Here is a 20309-nt window from a genome sequence, read left to right as displayed (position 1 = left end):
TCTGACGAAAAGACAGACACCGGTTTTAGCCACGTGATTATCGCGCTATCCGTTCTTTTCGTTGTGCATCCAGCAGGCTGGCTAATTTTTAGGAGTTCCCATGTCAAGTCACTTCCCTCAGGTTCGTCCACGCCGTCTCCGGAAATCCGAATCGTTACGCACGTTATTTCAAGAAACCGAATTCAGCGTTGACGATCTGGTGCTGCCGATCTTTGTTGAAGAAGAGGTAGATGAATATGCGGTGATCGAAACGATGCCGGGCGTGCTGCGTATTCCTGAGTCAAAGTTGGCCTATGAAATTGAACGCTACGCGAAAGCCGGTATTCGGTCGGTGATGACGTTTGGCATTTCTCACCATATGGATGCGACCGGGAGCGATACTTGGAAAGAAGACGGGCTGGTGGCGCGGATGGCACGCATCTGTAAAGACACCGTACCTGAAATGATCGTCATGTCTGATACCTGTTTCTGCGAATATACTTCACACGGGCATTGCGGTGTGCTGCACGATCATGGCGTTGATAATGATGCCACGTTGATCAACCTTGGCAAACAAGCGGTGGTCGCCGCTGCCGCAGGGGCTGATTTTATTGCTCCTTCGTCGGCAATGGACGGTCAGGTTCAGGCCATCCGAAGCGCGCTGGATGCCGCTGGTTTTATCGAGACGTCGATCATGGCGTATTCCACTAAATTTGCTTCATCACTGTATGGGCCTTTCCGTGAAGCGGGGGGGAGTGTGTTGCAAGGGAACCGCAAAAACTACCAAATGAACCCGATGAACCGCCGTGAGGCGATTCGTGAATCATTGATGGACGAGCAGGAAGGTGCCGATGCGCTGATGGTCAAACCGGCAGGCGCGTATCTGGATGTGATTAGCGACATTCGTGCGGCGTCTCGTTTACCATTGGCTGCCTATCAGGTCAGCGGTGAATACGCGATGATCAAGTTTGCCGCTCAGGCGGGTGCCATTGATGAGCGTAAAGTGGTGCGGGAATCGTTGGGCGCGATCAAGCGTGCCGGTGCGGACATTATCCTCTCCTATTTCGCGATGGATATTGCTGAAAACGGCGTTGATTATTAAGCGACTTGCTCGATAAGTTAACGTGAAAAGCCACCTGACATCAGGTGGCTTTTAGCTGCAAGGTGAGCTCAGAACATTACCATTCCAATCGTCGCCCAGATTAATGACGTGAGCATGGTTATCTGCCTCAACGGCATTGCTATTTTTTTAACGGGCTCGATACGTTATCCCAAGGGATAAATCGCGTGGTATTTGCGCCGCTATGCAGAGAAACCACCGTCAACGGTTAGGCTGGCGCCGGTAATATACCCCGCTTCTGGGCCGGCCAAATAAGCAACAAAGCTGGCGATCTCTGCGTCTTTACCGTAGCGGCCAATTGCCATCATGCCTTTTAACTGTTCAGCGAACTCGCCGCTCTCAGGGTTCATGTCGGTATCGACCGGTCCGGGTTGTACGTTGTTGACTGTGATACCGCGCGGCCCGAGGTCGCGCGCCATGCCTTTGGTCAAGCCCACCAGCGCCGATTTGCTCATGGCATAGAGGGAGCCGCCCGCTAACGGCATTCGCTCTGCATTGGTACTGCCGATATTGATAATGCGGCCGTTATCATTCATATGGCGCGCGGCTTCTTGGCTCGCGACAAATACACTGCGCACGTTAATCGACAAGGTTTGATCCAGCGCTTCCAGCGGCAGTTCATCAAGTTGCCCCATCGCTAGAACTCCTGCGTTGTTGACCAAAATATCCAGTTTGCCGAAATGGTTAACGGCCTGTCGAATTGCCTGTTGCAGCGCTGCGGCATCGGCGCTGTCAGCGCACAGAGCCAGCGCTTTACCTCCGTTGGCGCGAATGGCGCTGACCACGGATTCGGCTTTATCTGCCGACGCGACGTAAGTGAAGGCGACTGCTGCACCTTCACGCGCTAAGCGTTTCGCGATGGCCGCGCCAATCCCGCGCGAACCGCCTTGAATGAATGCGACTTTTCCTTGTAAGGCTTGAGATGTTGTCATGTTTGCTCTCCATCGTTGTGAACAGTGGTAAATCAATGGGCTCAGTATCCTGCATATCAACCCCTGCGATTAGCCGAAAAAGGCGATCGCCAGCTTGCGCTTGGCTACGCTGGCAGAGGTATCGAATCGACACTACCTTTAAACAAGGTGAACGGAAAGAAAAGGGCAATGACGATGAACGCTTTTATTGGCAATTGGTCCTTGGTGTCTTCGGTATTTAAAGGTGAGGATGGCACGGTCAATTATCCACTTGGCGCGCAAGTCCAAGGGCGTATTAACTACGATGCCAATGGCAATATGGCGGCGCAGCTGTACAGCGCGGTGCGGCCGAAGTTTGTCTCGGACGACATGACGCAAGGCAGTGATAAAGAGTTGCGAGCGGCGTTCGTCAATATGATCTGCTATTACGGCCGTTATCAGATTGATGAACCGGATCAGCGTATTATCCATCTCGTCGAAGGGTGTTCCTTTCCAAACTGGATCGGCAGCCGACAAATTCGCTTTTACAACTTTACCGACGATAAACTCACGTTGCGCACGGCACCATTGCAAATTGGCAATAGTGTGCAAATTGGGGAGTTGGTATGGCAACGGATTGAGGAGTCACAGTGATCATTGTCCATCATCTGAATAATTCACGTTCACAGCGTATTCTGTGGTTTTTGGAGGAGTTGGCGGTGCCTTATCAGGTACAACGCTATCAGCGTGATAGCGTCACAATGCTGGCGCCTGCGGAATTGAAGCACATTCACCCGTTGGGCAAGTCGCCGGTGATTGTTGATGGCGATCTGACGCTGGCAGAATCTGGCGCGATCATTGACTATTTACAGGAAGCCTACGATGCGCAAGGGCAGTTTATACCGACGGATTACCATGCCCGTCAGCAGTATCGTTATTGGTTACATTATGCTGAAGGCTCGCTGATGCCGTTGATGGTGATGAAGTTGGTTTTTGGGCGGCTTGGCCATCCGCCAATGCCGTGGCTAATGCGCCCGATCGCCGGTGCGATTGGTAAAGGCGTACAACGAAAATATCTGGATAAACAGATCGCGACACATCGGGATTATCTGGAGCAGCATCTGGCGACGAATACCTGGTTTGTTGGCAACGACTTCAGCGCAGCGGATATTCAAATGAGTTTTCCCATTGAGGCGATGGCGGCACGCAATGGGCTGGATGGTTACCCGAAATTGAGTGGTTTTTTACGGCGTATACAAACGCGGCCGGCTTATCAACGGGCGTTGGAGCAGGGGGGGCCATACGATCTACTGAATTAATCACTCAACTATACTCGATGGATTAGGCTGCATCGGAGAAGATCTATGACGACGCAAATCTTTGTTAATCTGCCGGTCAGCAATCTGCCGGCTTCCATGACATTTTTTGGTCAACTTGGCTTCACGTTTAATCAGCAGTTTACCGACGACAGCGCGGCTTGCATGGTGGTGAGTGACAGCATTTACGTGATGTTATTAACCCACGATAAATTCCAAATGTTTACCCCTAACCCGATTAGCGATGTCAACACGGCCACGGAAGTGCTGTTATGCCTGTCACAGCCCAGCCGCGCAGCGGTGGACGAGCTGGTGCGTAAAGCGATAGCGGCCGGTGGTAATACTTATCAACAGCCGCAGGATTACGGTTTTATGTACGGCCACGGTTTTCAGGATTTGGATGGTCACATCTGGGAACTGATGTATATGGATCAACAGGCGATGGCGTCGCAGCAATAATCGCAGTTTTAGCCGCTCCCGCTGATGAATTGTGTGGCAGCGATCGCATTTGAACCATGGGGCGTTCGGGCAGCTTTCTCTCTAGTTTGTCGCGATCTTTAGTTGATCTGGCGACATAGATGGCTGGATAATCGTTTGCTTCGACGATACCCGTCATATTTTAAGCTGCATCTTTGTTGGCGATGTTCACTTACCCGAATGACTGGTTCAAGCCAGCCGAGCGCGGGGCGTTCTCTTGCTGCCATAATGCAACGCGAATTATTTAGGGTATAGAACAACATAAATTCACCCGTATCACGCGACCAAGGTTAATCGTTTGCCTTTTACGTGGCTCCAATTTGCCGCGTTGGAGAAGGATAAGTCAGCAAACGTGACGGAAACGATTTCGTCGTAACCGCGTGTGAACGGATGACCGCTTTTGCGATAAATCACAGGGGAAAGCAGCATGTCGAGTTCTCAAGCAAATAACGCCGTTAAACCAAAAGGCGGGCTTGATAAATATTTTAAGATCTCAGAGCGTGGCAGCAATGTACGCCAAGAGGTGGTGGCCGGTCTGACGACCTTCCTGGCGATGGTCTATTCGGTGATTGTGGTGCCGAGCATGCTGGGCAAAGCCGGGTTCCCGCCGACGGCGGTGTTCGTCGCGACCTGTTTGGTCGCCGGTTTAGGATCGTTGCTGATGGGGTTATGGGCGAATTTGCCGATGGCTATTGGCTGCGCGATTTCATTGACTGCATTCACGGCGTTTAGTCTGGTACTGGGCCAACAAATCAGCATTCCCGTCGCGTTAGGGGCGGTCTTCCTGATGGGCGTGCTGTTTACCTTTATCTCAGTGACCGGCATCCGCTCTTGGATCCTACGTAATCTGCCGATGGGCGTTGCACACGGTACTGGAATTGGCATCGGTCTGTTCTTGTTGCTGATTGCTGCCAACGGTGTTGGATTGGTGGTGAAGAATCCGTTAGACGGTTTGCCCGTCGCGCTGGGGGCTTTCACGTCTTTCCCCGTGGTGATGACGCTATTGGGGTTGGCGGTTATATTTGGGCTGGAAAAACTGCGGGTGCCTGGCGGTATTCTGCTGGTGATTATCGCCATTTCGGTAATTGGTTTGATTGTCGATCCTGCCGTGAAATATCAAGGGCTGTTTGCCATGCCGAGCCTGGCCGATGAAAACGGCAACTCATTGATTTTTAGTTTGGATATCATGGGCGCGTTACAGCCGGTTGTTTTGCCTAGCGTGCTGGCGTTGGTGATGACCGCCGTGTTTGACGCGACCGGCACTATCCGTGCGGTGGCCGGGCAAGCTAACCTGCTGGATAAGGACGGCCAGATTATTAGCGGCGGTAAGGCACTGACTTCTGACTCCGTGAGCAGCATTTTTTCTGGTTTGGTGGGGGCTGCACCTGCGGCGGTGTATATCGAATCGGCTGCGGGTACCGCCGCCGGTGGCAAAACTGGCCTGACGGCCGCGGTGGTCGGCCTGCTGTTCCTGTTGATCTTATTCCTGTCACCGTTGTCTTATTTGGTACCGGTCTATGCCACTGCGCCTGCGCTGATGTACGTTGGCCTGCTGATGCTGAGTAATGTCACTAAACTGGACTTTAACGACTTTGTTGATGCGATGTCCGGGTTACTTTGTGCGGTATTCATCGTGCTGACCTGTAATATTGTTACCGGCATCATGTTGGGCTTCAGTGCGTTAGTGATTGGCCGTATTTTCTCTGGTGAATGGCGAAAGCTCAACATCGGTACGGTGCTGATTGCGCTGGCATTAGTTGCCTTCTACGCGGGTGGATGGGCTATCTGACATTGATTTTGCGGGGCAGTGCGCTGCGCCCCGCTTTATTGGTTTTATTCTGATAAGTCTTCTACTTTATTTCGCTATTTTTGAAAGGCACAACAAGCTTTCACCACGGTAAAAAAAGTGATCTACTATCACGTATGCTCTGGCAATGAGCCTTGTGATTTGAACCGTAGAGTCTAAGGAAAGCATGGAAATCTTTTTTACTATTCTTATTTTGATCTTGGTGGTCTCCCTGTCCGGGGTGGTGACACGTATGTTGCCGTTCCAGGTGCCGTTACCGTTAATGCAAATTGCCATTGGGGCCATGTTGGCTTGGCCGCATTTCGGGCTGCACGTTGATTTTGATCCTGAACTGTTTTTAGTGTTGTTTATCCCGCCGCTGCTGTTTGCTGACGGTTGGAAAACCCCAACGCGTGAATTCATTCACCATGGCCGCGAAATTCTCGGCTTGGCGCTGGTATTGGTGTTGCTCACCGTGGTCGGTGTCGGCTACCTGATTTATCTGATGGTACCGGGGATTCCGCTGGTGGCGGCATTTGCCTTGGCGGCGGTTCTGTCGCCAACCGATGCGGTCGCGTTAAGCGGTATTGTTGGTAAAGGGCGTATTCCCAAATCCATTATGGGCGTACTGGAAGGCGAGGCGTTGATGAACGACGCCTCTGGCTTGGTGTCGCTCAAATTCGCTATTGCGGTGGCGATGGGCACCATGATCTTTACCGTGGGCGGCGCAACGCTGGAGTTCCTGAAAGTGGCGATCGGTGGCCTGCTGGCCGGGGTCGCGGTCACCTGGGTCTACAGTAAATCGCTGCGTATCATGAGCCGCTGGAGTGGTGACGATCCGGCGACACAGATTGTGCTGTTGCTGTTATTGCCGTTTGCCTCTTATTTGATTGCTGAGCACATCGGCGTTTCCGGCATTTTGGCGGCCGTCGCGGCGGGGATGACTATCAGTCAATCGGGGGTGATCCGCAATGCGCCGTTGGCGATGCGCCTGCGTGCTAACAGTGTTTGGGCGATGCTGGAGTTTGTATTCAACGGCATGGTGTTCATCATGTTGGGCTTGCAACTGCCAGGCATTTTAGAAACCTCTATCGTACAGGCCGAGTTGGATCCGACGATTCAGACCTGGTATCTGTTTGCTGATGTTGCCATCATTTATGCGGCGCTATTGGTGTTGCGCTTCACGTGGTTGTGGCTGATGAAAGGGGCCAGCAAGCGTTTCCTGAAAAAACGGCCATTACTATTTGGCGATTACACGACGCGCGAACTGTGGGTGGCCTCTTTCGCTGGCGTTCGTGGGGCGATTACCTTGGCCGGTGTGTTGTCGATCCCTCTGTTGCTCAGCGATGGTTCAGCGTTCCCTGCTCGCTATCAGCTGGTGTTTATCGCAACCGGGGTCATTTTGCTGTCATTGTTGATCGGCGTGATGGCCTTGCCGCTGTTACTGCGTGGTATTCAGGTAACGGATAAGAGCGCCAGCAAAGGCGAAGAGCGCATGGCGATTGCGATGGCGGCAGAAGTGGCGATTGAAAGTATTAATAAGATGGAAGAGCGTTTGGCCGCGGATACCGAAGAAAACGTCGATCCGCAGGTGCTAAAAGAAATCAGTTCTCGGGTGGTGGGGACACTGCGGCGGCGAATTGCCAGCAAAGACGATATTGAAAATGCGTTGGAGCTGGAAAATCTGGAGCGGCGCTTTCGTTTAACCGCATTGCGTGCGGAACGTGGGGAGTTGTATCACTTACGGGCGACGCAAAAAATTAGTAATGAGACACTGCAAAAATTGTTGCACGATCTCGACTTGCTGGAAGCGCTGCTGGTGGAGCGCGAAGGCTAGGATTTAAGGGCGGCACATAGAACCGAAGTGATGTCGTCATCCGGGCGTAGCAGGCTGCGCCCGTGAATCTCATTTCAATAATGGCCAAAAATCGCGGCAACAGGCGATCCAAGCCTGGGCGCTGTGAGAGAGATAACTGTTCTGACGCCAGATCAGACCGACTTTCCACTCCATTCTCGGCTCCAGCGGCAAGCAGATCAGGTTTTCTTTATCCAGCCATTGGCAGACCGGCTCCGGTAACATGGCAATGCCGACGCCGGCTTGCACCATCGAAGCTAAAAAGTCCCATTGGCCACTGCGTACCGCGATTTTCGGTTCGATCCCGGCTTGGCGAAATGCGGCCATCAACATTTTATACAGGGCGAAGTCTTCGTTATAAATCAGGATTGGCCAGTCAGCGAGTTCCTTGATGTCAACGCGGGTACGGTGCAGCCATGGTTGAGTGCGCGGTGCGACGACGCACATAGGATGACCTAGCAGTGGCAGAAAGGTGAGAGGTTGCTCGCTGCTGGGTGAGTACACCGTCATCGCTAAATCCAGTTCACCGGCTAGCACCGCTTGCTCGCCGGCGAGGCCGCCTAATTCTGAGATGTTAAGTTCAATACGGGGATAAGTCTGGCGAAACTGGCGCAGCAGTGCAGCGATTTGTCGGCCCACCATCGGCGGGATCCCCAAACGCAGGACGCCTTTTTTCACTGAACTGATGTCTTCCAATTCCGCTTCAAGCTGGCGGAATTCATCCAGAATGGCGATGCCGCGCTGATAGACTGCCTGACCGCTGTCGGTTAGCCGTAGCTTACGTCCTTCGCGAATGAGCAGGGTACACTCTAACTCATCTTCTAAATGGCGCAGCATTTTGCTGATGGTCGGCTGGGTGACAAACAGTTTCTCTGCCGCGCGGGTAAAACTTTGTTGGCGTACGACTTCGACAAAGTAGCGCAGAGTACGAACATCCACGATGATAATCTCCCAGGCGTTGTGGCACTTAGCCGCGTGCAGCATTAAGCAGAGCGACGACCAGTGGCGAAAGTTGTCCGGTAAGCGCAGCACGTTCAGATTGGAACAGCGTTGCGACATAAAACCGGTGGTCTGGCAGTTCCACGGCGCGAACGTCGCCTTCCATATCATGGCCGCTAATCACCAAAGGATACTGTTGCAGCGCGGCAACAAACTCCGGGTTTACGCCGTAATGACACCGGTAAGCTTCATGTGTTTCCAACTTACCGTAAGCTTGCGCGACGCGCGTGCCCGATTGAAAAACGATGCTTCCGCTTTCCTCCACTAATGCGCAGCGTAATGGCGTAATGACCAATCGCCCGCTGCTATCCGTTTCCGCATGGTTGGCGTCCTGCCAACCCATGACATTACGGGCATATTCCACCACTGCGTATTGGAACCCACCGCAGGAACCGAGAAAGGGAACATTTTGTTCACGCGCGTAGCGAATGGCCATAAAGACGGCGCTGTCGTTCAGATAAGGGCTGCCGGGCACCACCCAAATAGCATGATACTCATTGAGAACTGTAATATCAGTAAGTGTTGTGGTGGGTAACCACTGTGTCTGAATATCAACATCAAGGTGCGAGGCGGCTAGGGCGAGTGCGACGGGAATGGCTTGATGGGCGATGGCCTGTGGCCGGTAGTCGCCGATCAGCGCAATACGGATTTGAGTTTTCATCACCATCTTCCTGTTCGGGAAAGCATGATGTTACACCAAAGTTAAATGTTAATGCGCTGAGTTTTTCTACGGTTAGCAGGATGGGGCGGAGGGAAGCATTATGGGCGCTGCGTATGCAGTGCCCAACAATGGCGGTATTAATAGAGTGAAGGGGCGCCTATCGGCCGAGTCTTAAAGCGGCGGTGTAGCCACATATATTGCTCTGGCGCACGCATAATCTCTTTTTCCACCACTTTATTCATGTAAGCAGCGGCGGCCATTTCATCGTCGATAGGGTAATCTTCCAGCGCGGGTTGGATCAGTAGATCGTAACCGCTACCGTTTTCACGGCGAATCAGGACAACCGGAACCAGAGCCGGTTTCGCCATACGCGCCAGCATAAATGTACCGCTGGTGGTGGCGGCTTGATCGACCGCGAACAGCGGGGCAAAAACGCTGCCGCGCGGGCCGTAATCCTGATCGGGAGCAAACCATACTGCTTCCCCGCGTTTTAACGCCTGCACCATGCCGCGTAAATCTTTACGATCCAGCATGGCTTTGTTGGAGCGCATACGGCCTTTGGTTTGTGCCCACTCCATCGCTTTGTTGTTATGAGGGCGATACATCGCCATCATCGGTTGGCATAGGCCCATCGCCCGGCCGCCAAGCTCCAGCGACATAAAGTGTACGCCAATGACCAATACGCCACGCTCGTTCTGTTGTGCCATTTTCAGGTGATTGATTCCTGAAACATTGAACCAGCGCTTAACGCGTTTATCAGACCAAAACCACGCGATACCGGTTTCCAGCAGACCCATGCCGAGGGATTCGAAGTTACCGATCACTTTACGTTCACGCTGAGCTTCGTCCATTTCTGGGAAACACAGTTCCAGATTACGACGGGTGATGGAAACACGGCGTTTTAGAAAACGCATTGAAGTACGACCCATCCATACGCCCAGCTTGTGCAGAACGGGATAGGGGAGTTGGACGAGGAGAAAAAGTATCGCTAGGCCAAACCAGGTCAGCCAGTAGCGGGGGTGCAGCAAGGTACGTTTGAATTTTTGCGGACGCTTCATATCAACTCATTTATGCGTTTAGGGGTAGAAACCTGTAACGCATAAAGAGGCCACTCGATAGCGATACAATTACTCAGACACCCTAATCAGATTATCGTTTAATCATTGACTAAATCTTTACATTCGAAGGGCGGTTGGCGTGCTAATCAGGCGGAGGACGAACGGCTGTTGGCAAGCCGAAGTGGCTCTAAGAATGTACAGTATACCACAGCCTACGTGAGTGGATAGCAGAGCGGCATACGAATAGTCTGATTCAAACCGAGATGAAGATGCCGCAGTATGAATACCAGCAAAGAAAAAGGCGCTTATCAAATGAGATAAAGCGCCTTTTTTCAACATGTTAACTGACTAGTATCAGTTCATGCCGTATTTTTTCAATTTCTTACGCAGGGTACCGCGGTTGATGCCCATCATCAGGGCTGCACGGGTCTGGTTGCCACGGGTGTATTGCATCACCATGTCCAACAGTGGCTGTTCAACTTCAGCCAATACCAGCTCATACAGGTCGTTAACGTCTTGACCATTCAATTGAGCAAAATAGTTCTTCAGTGCTTGCTTAACCGAGTCACGCAGAGGCTTTTGAGTCACTTGATCCTGTGAGTTCACGGTTGAAACGGTCAGTACGTCAGAATTTACGCGTTGTTCGAACATAGTTCTGTCAGCTCTTTTTTGTTACGCAAGATTTTCGAAATATGCCTCCAACGCCTCCAGCTGTTCGCTGGCATCCTCTATGGCGTTGAATGTGCGCCGAAACTGGTCATTTGGGGCGTGCTCTTGAAGATACCAAGAGACGTGTTTACGAGCGATTCGGAATCCCTTGCCTTGGCCGTAAAAGCCGTGCAATTCCCGAATATGCCCGATCAACAAGCGCTTCACTTCGCCAAGCGGCAGCGGTGGCAGCAACTCCCCAGTGTCCAGATAATGCTGGATTTCCCGGAAGATCCAGGGTCTCCCCTGAGCAGCGCGGCCTATCATCAGGGCATCAGCCCCAGTGTAGTCGAGCACTGCTCTGGCTTTATGCGGGTCAGTAATGTCGCCATTCGCGATAATCGGAATGGAAACGTTCTGCTTAACTGCCCGAATGCTGTCGTACTCCGCGTCGCCGTTGAACAGGCAGGCACGGGTTCGGCCATGAATCGTCAAAGCCTGAATACCACAGTCTTCGGCCAATTGGGCAATCTCTACACAGTTACGGTGTTCTGGCGCCCAGCCGGTACGGATTTTCAGCGTTACCGGCACATCCACGGCATTAACGACCGCGTGGAGGATCTGTTTAACCAGATCCGGGTACTGCAATAAAGCAGACCCTGCAAGCTTCCGGTTCACTTTTTTAGCCGGGCAACCCATATTGATGTCGATGATCTGTGCGCCGCTAGCCACGTTGATCCGGGCGGCGGCGGCCATATCATCCGGGTCGCATCCGGCAATTTGCACGGAGCGAATCCCAGGTTCATCGCTATGAACCATGCGCAGACGCGACTTATCCGTTCGCCATACCTCCGGATTGGAGGAGAGCATTTCGGATACAGCCATCCCAGCCCCCATTGCATGACACAAGGTTCTGAACGGGCGATCGGTGATCCCGGCCATCGGGGCCGCAATCAAGCAATTTGTTAACTGGTGGTGTCCAATGCGCATAGACAAAGATTGACCATACTGTGTCCGCAAGGGCGCGTATATTACGCATTTTTGCGTCGAGATGAAAGGCCAAACTTTGACCGATTTGATGCAGTTGATCAATGAAAATGCTGTTCACAGCGAGAGCTGAAAATATTATATATATTTAACAAAGACTTGACCAAATGTGCTTATTTTGTATGCAGGTAAATAATCGCAAAACAACAGAATATTATCTGCAAATGATGGGCATTTAAGCCGAGAGCGACGGGAATTGACGGCATTTATCAGGGTAATGCATTGACTTGGTTACGGAAAAACCATTTTATCAGTAGGGGGAAGGGGAGGGACTCAGCGGCCCCTCTATGTCGCTAAACACGACAATGCCCAACCCTTAATCGATAATGATACGGCCATTCAGTGGCTGCACAGGACGGTTATTCGTGTGATGGATCACCGTGCTGAACTGACTCACTTGTTCAGCAGAGGCGGTAACCGGTTTATCCAGTACCAGCCAACTGACGCCCTCAGTGCAGGGTGGCGTTGTCAGTGAACCACTAAAGCGATAATAGTTGAATGCGCTAGGCAATAAGGTTTTTATGTCGATTGGCGTAAACAGGTCAGCAGACTCGCCGATATGTGTAGGCATTTGCTGCCAAGCCTGTGCCAACTGAGCATTAGCCGTGCCTTGATTGAACATCAAAGCCAATACCGCTAAAGCGCCAGCGCTGTCCTTATAGACAAAATGCGCCTCTAACGGGAAGTGTTCGCCGTCTATCTCATTTTCGCTGGGGGAATGAAAGTGGAATTGTTGCAGCGTAAAGGTGTTGCCATCCATCACTAGCGTATTACCCGCGTCGACGTTGACTTGAATGGTATGGCCGTTATTGACGATGCGCTGCTTACTGGGATGGAAAACCAGTTCCAGCTTACCGTGGTGAGTTTTCAATGCGTTTTGAATATTGACCGGTGACTGGTTTTTACCAGTGTCACACAGTGAGAAATCCTGAGTCAGTTTGCCCCAACGATCCGGGCCATCTTTGCCCTCGTAACTCCAATGCGTATGTTGCGCTGCGTGGGCAGAGAAGCCGCTCGCCAATATAGCGGCAATCAGTAGTGTGTTTTTCATTTCCAATCCCTTTAAAAACGACAAAATACCAGACTGATAGCAAAGTGAGTGTGGTACTGAATACGTATAGAAAATAGATCCGCAACGCGCTAACCCAATGGTTACGTGGCAGGAATTCCTTACATCCGTAGCGTGCGACAACTTTGTCAGCAGTTTGCAACAGTGGTGCAGTTTTTTCGGTGCGAGGATACGCTTAGCGTTAGACTGGAAAAATAAGAAAATACTGGACAAGAAATAAAAACCATCATAACTATTTAAAATTACGATGGTTTTTTATTTTGGCGGAAAAGTGTAATTATTTGCGTTGGCCGGTGATACGACACCAGTCTTCGCGTTCCGCAACGGGATCAAGCACGAATTTATCCTGATAGGCTTCCGCTACGCTGCTGGCCTGGGTTGCCAATATGCCAGAAAGGCCAAGGTAGCCGCCCGATTTCGGCAGACAACCGATCAAAGGTGCCAGCTCACGCAGCGGGCCTGCTAAAATGTTTGCGACGACGACATCGGCCAGCAGATCGGCTGGCTGGTCTTTTGGCAGGTAAAGCTCCAGACGCTCTGAAACGCCGTTACGTTGCGCGTTGTCACGGCTGGCTTGAATAGCCTGGGGATCGATGTCAATGCCGATAGCGCGTGCGGCACCGAGCTTCAGCGCCGCAATGGCTAGAATGCCGGAACCGCAGCCGAAATCGATCACGGTTTTGCCTGCCAAATCGAGCCCGTCAAGCCATTGCAGGCACAGTGCGGTGGTTGGATGGGTACCGGTGCCAAACGCCAACCCCGGATCCAGCATTACGTTAACTGCATTGGCATCCGGTACGTCGCGCCAGCTTGGGCAGATCCACAAACGTTCGCCAAAACGCATTGGGTGGAAGTTATCCATCCACTCGCGTTCCCAGTCTTTGTCTTCCAACTGCTCGATTTTATGGCGGAAATCATTGCCCAGCAGAGGGTGCAGCGCCAGTAGTTTCACGACTTCCGCCATATCGGTTTCTGCATCGTAAAGGCCGATAACATCGGTATCGCCCCACAGTAGAGTTTCGCCGGGCAGTGGTTCAAACACCGGGTTGTCGTGAGTGTCCTGAAAGGTCACTGAGACCGCGCCGCTTTCGACCAGCGCATCGCTCAGGTCTTCCGCTTGGCTGCCGGTGGTGTTCAGTTTAAGTTGGATCCAAGGCATAACAATTCTCTTCAAGAGGATAAAGATGACGCCGAACGACGTTTTTCGCCGAAGACGTTACCGATGTAAAACGCCAGCAGGCTCAGCAGCAACGCGGGCACAATAGGGTGTAGCCCAGCCAGTTGCAGGTTGAGGCTGGCCAATAGCGTATAGCATACCGCACCTGACGCCATTGAGCTAAGCGCCCCCTGCGCATTGGCGCGCTCCCAATACAGGCCGAGTACCAGCGGCCACAGGAACACCGCCTCCAGGCCGCCAAACGCCAGCAGATTCAACCAAATGATCATTTCCGGTGGTCGCCATGCCGCTAAGAGCACCAGTAACCCCAGGATCAGCGTCGTCAGACTGGAAAAGCGTTTAATCATCTTCTCATTATGTATCTGCTGCGGCCGGATACCGAGGTACAGATCTTTAATGATCGTGGCGGAAGATTGTAGTAGCTGGGCATTGATGGTCGACATGATGGCCGCCATCGGTGCTGCCAAAAAGATACCCGCAGCATAAGGCGGTAGCACAGTGATCATCAGCGTTGGGATCACCTGATCGGGGACTTTTAAATCGGGCAACACTGCGCGGCCCAACGCGCCGGCCAGATGCATACCGAACATCAGCAACGCGACCACAATGGTGCCTAGAATAATGCCGCGATGCACCGCTTTACTGTCTTTATAGGAAATACAACGCACGGCGGTGTGGGGTAGGCCAATGACGCCGAAACAGACCAAGATCCAGAAAGAGGCCATAAAGGGCAGCGTGAGCACCTGTTCGCCGCCCTGTGGTGAGACCAGTGACGGATCGATCTGTTGCAGTGTATCCACTGCGTTGTGCAACCCTCCGGCGGCATGAATTACCGCTACCAGCAGTAAAACGGTGCCCAGCAACATCACTAATCCTTGCATTGCGTCATTTAGCACACTGGCGCGGAAGCCACCAAAGGCGGTGTACAACGCAATACTGATGCCGAAAATCAGCAACCCGGTGTTATAAGGAATACCCGCTGCGGTTTCTAATAGGCGGGCTCCGCCAATAAATTGTACCGTCATGGCACCGATAAACGCCACCAATAGGCTCAGACTGGCGAGCCAAACTAACAAGCGGCTTCGATAACGCGCAAACAGCATATCGTTTAGGGTAATGGCATTATAGCGCCGCGCCAAAATGGCAAATTTTTTGCCCAGTACGCCAAGCGACAGCCATACCGCAGGTAACTGAATCATCGCCAGCAGTACCCAACCTAGCCCATATTTATAGGCAGCACCGGGCCCACCGATGAAAGAGCTGGCGCTAATGTAGGTGGCGGTTAGCGTCATTGCCAACACGAAACCGCCCATGGAACGACTGCCGAGAAAATATTCGTTGAGGAAGTTACCACGCTGGCGGCGGCTGTAGGCATAAGCTGACAACCCAAACACCAGTAATAAATAGGCGATCAGCGGCACAATCACTTCAGTTTGCATCGCTGTCCTCCAGTGGGATGTCGCGGAACACGCCGCGCACCATCAACCAGCATAAAATAATGAACACCAGTGGTACCAACAGGCAGGCCATCTCAAACCAGTGCGGCAGACCGGTGATGCCGATGTCGTTGTCCGGCAGATAGGCCGCTAGCGACCAGGCCAACACATAAAGTAGCGTGAGCCCTAGAGCCCAACGTGCCTCACGGTGGGCTTGAATAAAGCGTTTTTCCATCCGTAGCTCCAAATGGTTTACGGTTTTTTCCCTGTCTGTTTACGCCATGACGTAAAGCAATGGGATTATGGATTGACCAAAGGAAAGGGATTTTACGACAAGACCGGCATTTGCCAAGCGATCAAACTACGGCAGCCGCAAAGAAAAAGGCCGGTGATTCACCGGCCTTGATGACATGACGTCAAGCAGTGTGCCTTAGGTTTCCTGCAGGCCAAGCTTCTTCTCCAGATAGTGGATATTCGTTCCACCGTGCTGGAAGTTTTCGTCGTTCATGATCTTTTGCTGTAGCTCAACGTTGGTTTTGATGCCATCGATGATCAGTTCAGCCAGCGCATTCTTCATGCGAGCAATCGCGACATCACGGTTTTCACCGTAAGTGATCAGTTTACCGATCATGGAATCATAGTATGGCGGCACGGTATAACCGGCGTAAATATGTGATTCCCAGCGAACGCCAAAGCCACCCGGCGCATGGAAGCGGGTGATTTTACCCGGGCTTGGCAGGAAGGTGTTCGGATCTTCGGCGTTAATACGGCATTCTACCGCATGGCCTTGAACCTTCACTTCATCCTGTTTGATCGACAAAGGCTGACCGGCAGCGATGCGCAGTTGCTCTTTGATCAGATCCACGCCGGTGATCATTTCGGTTACCGGATGCTCTACCTGAATACGGGTGTTCATTTCGATGAAATAGAACTCGCCGTTCTCATAGAGAAACTCGAATGTACCGGCACCGCGATAGCCGATTTCTACACAGGCTTTCGCACAGCGATCGCCAATGTAGCGGCGCATTTCATTGGTGATGCCCGGTGCTGGCGCTTCTTCCACCACTTTTTGGTGACGACGCTGCATTGAGCAATCACGCTCTGCCAGATAGATGGCATTACCTTGGCCGTCTGCCAATACCTGAATTTCGATATGGCGTGGGTTTTCCAGGTATTTCTCCATGTAAACCATGTCGTTGTTGAAAGCCGCTTTGGCTTCTGCTTTCGTCATGGAAATGGATTGCTCAAGATCTTTGTCGCTGCGCACAACGCGCATACCACGGCCGCCGCCGCCGCCAGACGCTTTGATAATGACCGGATAGCCGATGCGCTTGGCAAAGGCACGGTTCTTATCCATGTCGTCAGTCAGTGGGCCGTCGGAGCCGGGTACACAGGGAACACCTGCTTTCTTCATGGCATTGATGGCGGAAACTTTATCGCCCATCAGGCGAATAGTTTCGGCTTTCGGGCCAATGAAGATGAAACCGGAGCGCTCAACCTGCTCGGCAAAGTCAGCGTTTTCAGACAAGAAGCCGTAACCCGGGTGGATAGCCACCGCGCCGGTGATTTCAGCAGCGGCAATGATAGCCGGGATGTTTAAATAGCTTTTAACCGATGGCGCAGGACCGATACACACGGTCTCGTCAGCCAGCAGTACGTGTTTCAGATCGCGATCGGCAGCAGAGTGAACGGCAACGGTCTTGATGCCCAACTCTTTACAGGCACGCAGGATACGAAGCGCGATCTCGCCACGGTTGGCGATTACAATTTTATCAAGCATGTGGTGCGCCTCGTTATTCGATGACGACCAGTGGCTCGTCATATTCTACCGGTTGGCCGTTTTCAACCAAGATGGCTTTAACCACACCGGACTTATCCGCTTCGATCTGGTTCATCATTTTCATCGCTTCAACGATGCACAGCGTATCGCCAGCGTTCACTTTCTGACCCACTTCGATGAAGGCTTTCGCGTCTGGACTTGGGGTACGATAGAACGTCCCTACCATTGGAGAACGAACAACGTGGCCACTCATGGCCGCTGGTGCTGCAGGAGTTTCTGCCTCAGGTGAGGTGGCAACGGCGGTCGCCAGAGCAGGTTGCTGCTGTGCTGGCATTGCGTAGGCCTGTTGCATCATTGGGTAAGCCTGCGCCGGTGCGGCACGGCTGATGCGAACTGACTCTTCGCCTTCAGAGATTTCCAGTTCAGAAATGCCTGATTCTTCAACCAGTTCGATCAGTTTCTTGATTTTACGAATATCCATGAGTGTGATTCCGTACTCTTTTTGCGTAAACCCGTAATGCTTGACGTTACAGAGACGTTGGCTGCTCTCACTTATCCCAGCCACGTACCGACAGTACGCAGTGAGGACATGTTGCGTTGCCAGGTTCCTGCAACACCAATGATTTTGGGTATATTAGTTGGATTTTGACAAGCGGTTAGCCGCTGCCTGTAAAGCAAAACTGTAGCCATCCGCGCCAAGACCGCAAATCACCCCTACCGCGATGTCGGACAGGTAAGAGTGATGACGGAAAGGCTCGCGGGCGTGCACGTTAGACAGGTGGATCTCGATAAATGGGATCTGCACTGCCAACAGTGCGTCGCGCAACGCCACGCTGGTATGCGTGAACGCCGCAGGGTTAATCAGAATAAAATCCGTGTTGCCGCGCGCCTGATGAATGCGATCAATCAGCGCATGTTCGGCGTTTGATTGCAGATGGCTCAGGGTTATATTCAGCGCACGCGCCTGGTTTTCCAATCCGTTAACAATCTCGGCCAACGTCGTGCTGCCGTACTTCTCCGGCTCACGCGTCCCCAGCAGATTCAGATTGGGGCCGTTTAGAAGCAAAATGTGAAACTTATCCGCCATTGTGCTGATATCTCCGGCAATAAAACCATCATCGTCCAAAATAACCCGACCTTAGCGATTTGTCACCTATTTCGGGGAAAAATCGCGCTACCCGCAAGGGTAAGGTCGGGCATTATAACGATATCGTAGCAATTCGCAGCTAAATACTGGTCTTATCAGCGAAGATATTCAAGTCCAATCTGCCCAATTTACTGGGTTATGAGGTTTGTTACACAGAAAAGTTCCGCTGGCTTTAGCGCCATCTTGCGCGAAATTTCTTGTAACGCAACGCTAACAGCAGCACGGCCAATAGCGCGTAGATGAGAGGCTGCGGCGATAAGATCTTTACTGACCACAGGTAATGAATCGGGGCGAGGATCGCCACCAGATAGACAAAATTATGCAATTTTTGCCATTTGGCACCTAACTTGCGCATTGCCCATTGGGTTGAGGTTGCCGCCAGTGCCAACAGCACTATCCAACTGATGATACCCAGCGTTAAATACGGTCGGGTGACTAACTCACGGCCAAGCAAGCCGAGATTATTCAGCCCCAGTTCGAGCGCAGAATAGCTTATCAGGTGCAGCGTGCCCCAGGCAAAGCACCACAAGCCGAGCAAGCGGCGGCAACGCATTAATAATGCCTGTCGGCTATAACGCGCCAACGGGGTAACCAGCAGCGTGGCCAGGAGCATTTTTAACGTCATGCGGCCGGTAAAATGCTGAATGTCTTTGGCCGGATCGGCACTGAGCCAACCTTGATTTACCGCCAGCATGAGCCACAGAAGCGGCAGGAATGCGGCCAAATGAATCGCCACTTTTAAGCCGATGATGTGAGCCGGTTTCAGACGCACTTAAAAGTTCTCCCGCAAATTCATATTGCTGTATAGCGAAGCAACCTGATCGCCATAACCGTTAAACATCAACGTAGGTTGACGTTTTACATCTAAAATACCGCCAGAGCCAATAACGCGTTCGCTAGCCTGTGACCAACGCGGATGATCAACCTGCGGATTGACGTTAGCATAAAAACCGTACTCGTTCGGCGCGGAGAGATTCCAAGTGGTCGGCGGTTGCTCACGCGTCAGGCTAATATGTACGATCGATTTAATCCCTTTGAAACCGTATTTCCATGGGGTAATCAGCCGCAACGGTGCCCCGTTTTGCGGCGGTAGCGTTTTACCATAGACGCCTACTGTCAGTAATGCCAATGGATGCATGGCTTCGTCTAAGCGTAACCCTTCAACGTACGGATATTTCAGACCGCCGCCGATAAAACGATCTTTTTGACCCGGCATTTGTTCTGGATCGTACAGCGTTTGAAAGGCTACGAACCGCGCATGGCTGTTCGGCTCCGCCAGTTTTAATAACTTATTCAGTTCAAAACCGATCCACGGCACCACCATCGACCAGGCTTCTACGCAACGCATGCGATAAATACGCTGCTCAAGCGGGAAGCGCTTCATCAGGTCATCAATATCGAGCGTGATCGGATTGGCGACCTCACCATCGATACGTACTTTCCAGCCTTCGGTTTTCAAGCCCCCGGCATTGGCTGCCGGGTCGGCTTTATCCAAGCCAAATTCGTAGAAATTGTTGTAACCGGTCACTTTGTCTTCCGGCGTTAAATCCAATTTGGCCTGCCACTGTGGCGGCTGGCTGAATACTAACGGTTTGCCTGCTGGCGCTTTAGGGCGGTCATTACCTTTAAACCATGACAAGAGATCGGCCTGTGCGCTGAGTGGCAAAGCCAGTGAGGCCGCGCTAATACCTAATGCTTGTAAGACTTTGCGCCGCTGATAAAACACGCTTTCTGGCGTGACATCGGCTTCGGTCAGTTTACGCAATTTGCTCATGGCTATATCCTCTGTGATGATGACTTAAGCATGGCGTGAATTGGCGGTATTAGCGATATGTCAGAAGAAAATATGAAATTTCGCAGAGGA

22 protein-coding genes are annotated in these 20309 nt (G+C 52.0%); 6 read left to right on the top strand and 16 right to left on the bottom strand.

All coding sequences use genetic code 11. The features are described 5' to 3' along the window. The first annotated feature begins 100 nt into the window (after nt 1-100). A complete protein-coding gene (hemB, locus tag ACQKDS_RS16755; RefSeq protein WP_399672659.1) occupies nt 101-1081 on the top strand; it encodes a porphobilinogen synthase in 981 nt (326 codons plus the stop codon). A 200-nt stretch (nt 1082-1281) separates the two neighbouring features. On the opposite strand, the gene ACQKDS_RS16750 is transcribed toward hemB, so the two are convergent. Continuing rightward, nucleotides 1282-2031 (bottom strand): 3-oxoacyl-ACP reductase family protein, encoded by a 750-nt coding sequence (locus ACQKDS_RS16750; protein WP_399672657.1) that lies wholly within the window; start codon nt 2029-2031, stop codon nt 1282-1284. A gap of 168 nt (nt 2032-2199) precedes the next feature. Here ACQKDS_RS16750 and ACQKDS_RS16745 point away from each other — a divergent pair, with 168 nt between their 5' ends. From ACQKDS_RS16745 to ACQKDS_RS16735, 3 genes are read left to right on the top strand one after another with little or no spacing between them, the layout of a single operon-like run. Further along, complete coding sequence (locus tag ACQKDS_RS16745; protein ID WP_399672655.1) at nt 2200-2643, top strand: lipocalin-like domain-containing protein; 444 nt, start codon at nt 2200-2202, stop codon at nt 2641-2643. Then, complete coding sequence (locus ACQKDS_RS16740; RefSeq protein ID WP_399672653.1) at nt 2640-3308, top strand: glutathione S-transferase family protein; 669 nt, start codon at nt 2640-2642, stop codon at nt 3306-3308. The genes ACQKDS_RS16745 and ACQKDS_RS16740 overlap by 4 nt, the downstream gene beginning before the upstream one ends. Nucleotides 3309-3353: 45 nt before the next feature. Continuing rightward, nucleotides 3354-3764, top strand: a complete 411-nt coding sequence (locus tag ACQKDS_RS16735) for a VOC family protein (RefSeq protein WP_399672651.1) — start codon at nt 3354-3356, stop codon at nt 3762-3764. 294 nt (nt 3765-4058) lie between these two features. On the opposite strand, the gene ACQKDS_RS16730 is transcribed toward ACQKDS_RS16735, so the two are convergent. Further along, nucleotides 4059-4211 carry a hypothetical protein gene (locus ACQKDS_RS16730; protein ID WP_399672649.1) on the bottom strand — a complete coding sequence of 51 codons (153 nt, stop codon included), beginning with the start codon at nt 4209-4211 and terminating at the stop codon, nt 4059-4061. On the opposite strand from ACQKDS_RS16730, the gene ACQKDS_RS16725 reads away from it, so the two are divergent. Together ACQKDS_RS16725 and ACQKDS_RS16720 are read left to right on the top strand one after the other, a co-directional pair. Next, nucleotides 4210-5571, top strand: coding sequence for an NCS2 family permease (locus tag ACQKDS_RS16725; RefSeq protein ID WP_399672647.1), 1362 nt, complete (start codon nt 4210-4212; stop codon nt 5569-5571). The genes ACQKDS_RS16730 and ACQKDS_RS16725 overlap by 2 nt on opposite strands. Nucleotides 5572-5755: 184 nt before the next feature. Continuing rightward, entirely contained in the window at nt 5756-7405 is a 1650-nt protein-coding gene (locus ACQKDS_RS16720) for a Na+/H+ antiporter (RefSeq protein WP_399672645.1), read from the top strand. A gap of 69 nt (nt 7406-7474) precedes the next feature. Here ACQKDS_RS16720 and ACQKDS_RS16715 read toward each other — a convergent pair whose 3' ends face one another. From ACQKDS_RS16715 to msrP, 14 genes are all read right to left on the bottom strand, one after another. Then, a complete protein-coding gene (locus tag ACQKDS_RS16715; RefSeq protein ID WP_399672643.1) occupies nt 7475-8362 on the bottom strand; it encodes a LysR family transcriptional regulator in 888 nt (295 codons plus the stop codon). Nucleotides 8363-8390: 28 nt separating this feature from the next. After that, nucleotides 8391-9083, bottom strand: a complete 693-nt coding sequence (locus ACQKDS_RS16710) for a CTP synthase C-terminal region-related (seleno)protein (RefSeq protein WP_399672641.1) — start codon at nt 9081-9083, stop codon at nt 8391-8393. Between the two features lie 137 nt (nt 9084-9220). Continuing rightward, complete coding sequence (gene lpxP, locus ACQKDS_RS16705; protein WP_399672639.1) at nt 9221-10141, bottom strand: kdo(2)-lipid IV(A) palmitoleoyltransferase; 921 nt, start codon at nt 10139-10141, stop codon at nt 9221-9223. 354 nt (nt 10142-10495) lie between these two features. Further along, entirely contained in the window at nt 10496-10792 is a 297-nt protein-coding gene (fis, locus tag ACQKDS_RS16700) for a DNA-binding transcriptional regulator Fis (protein ID WP_000462905.1), read from the bottom strand. Between the two features lie 21 nt (nt 10793-10813). Continuing rightward, nucleotides 10814-11779: a tRNA dihydrouridine synthase DusB gene (gene dusB / locus ACQKDS_RS16695; RefSeq protein ID WP_399672697.1), complete on the bottom strand. Its 966-nt coding sequence runs from the start codon at nt 11777-11779 to the stop codon at nt 10814-10816. A 373-nt stretch (nt 11780-12152) separates the two neighbouring features. Further along, complete coding sequence (locus tag ACQKDS_RS16690; RefSeq protein ID WP_399672637.1) at nt 12153-12887, bottom strand: carbonic anhydrase; 735 nt, start codon at nt 12885-12887, stop codon at nt 12153-12155. Between the two features lie 295 nt (nt 12888-13182). Next, entirely contained in the window at nt 13183-14064 is an 882-nt protein-coding gene (prmA, locus tag ACQKDS_RS16685; RefSeq protein WP_399672635.1) for a 50S ribosomal protein L11 methyltransferase, read from the bottom strand. An 11-nt stretch (nt 14065-14075) separates the two neighbouring features. After that, on the bottom strand, nt 14076-15521 hold the full coding sequence (gene panF / locus ACQKDS_RS16680; RefSeq protein ID WP_399672633.1) for a sodium/pantothenate symporter: 1446 nt from the start codon (nt 15519-15521) through the stop codon (nt 14076-14078). Further along, nucleotides 15511-15753 (bottom strand): YhdT family protein, encoded by a 243-nt coding sequence (locus tag ACQKDS_RS16675; protein WP_399672631.1) that lies wholly within the window; start codon nt 15751-15753, stop codon nt 15511-15513. The genes panF and ACQKDS_RS16675 overlap by 11 nt, the downstream gene beginning before the upstream one ends. Nucleotides 15754-15948: 195 nt before the next feature. Further along, complete coding sequence (gene accC, locus ACQKDS_RS16670) at nt 15949-17298, bottom strand: acetyl-CoA carboxylase biotin carboxylase subunit (protein WP_399672629.1); 1350 nt, start codon at nt 17296-17298, stop codon at nt 15949-15951. A 13-nt stretch (nt 17299-17311) separates the two neighbouring features. Further along, nucleotides 17312-17779 (bottom strand): acetyl-CoA carboxylase biotin carboxyl carrier protein, encoded by a 468-nt coding sequence (gene accB, locus ACQKDS_RS16665; protein ID WP_399672627.1) that lies wholly within the window; start codon nt 17777-17779, stop codon nt 17312-17314. A 153-nt stretch (nt 17780-17932) separates the two neighbouring features. Continuing rightward, nucleotides 17933-18385, bottom strand: a complete 453-nt coding sequence (gene aroQ / locus ACQKDS_RS16660) for a type II 3-dehydroquinate dehydratase (protein WP_399672625.1) — start codon at nt 18383-18385, stop codon at nt 17933-17935. Between the two features lie 232 nt (nt 18386-18617). Beyond that, the gene (gene msrQ, locus ACQKDS_RS16655) at nt 18618-19217 is read right to left on the bottom strand and encodes a protein-methionine-sulfoxide reductase heme-binding subunit MsrQ (protein ID WP_399672623.1); all 600 of its coding nucleotides are present in this window, start codon (nt 19215-19217) and stop codon (nt 18618-18620) included. Next, nucleotides 19218-20219 carry a protein-methionine-sulfoxide reductase catalytic subunit MsrP gene (gene msrP, locus ACQKDS_RS16650; RefSeq protein WP_399672621.1) on the bottom strand — a complete coding sequence of 334 codons (1002 nt, stop codon included), beginning with the start codon at nt 20217-20219 and terminating at the stop codon, nt 19218-19220. Nucleotides 20220-20309: the final 90 nt, after the last annotated feature.

This window comes from Serratia sp. NPDC078593 (genome assembly GCF_050268245.1).
Taxonomy (GTDB): Bacteria; Pseudomonadota; Gammaproteobacteria; order Enterobacterales; family Enterobacteriaceae; genus JBNNGK01.
The sequence above is the reverse complement of the archived record's forward strand: the minus strand, read 5'-3'. Positions and strand labels throughout refer to the sequence as shown.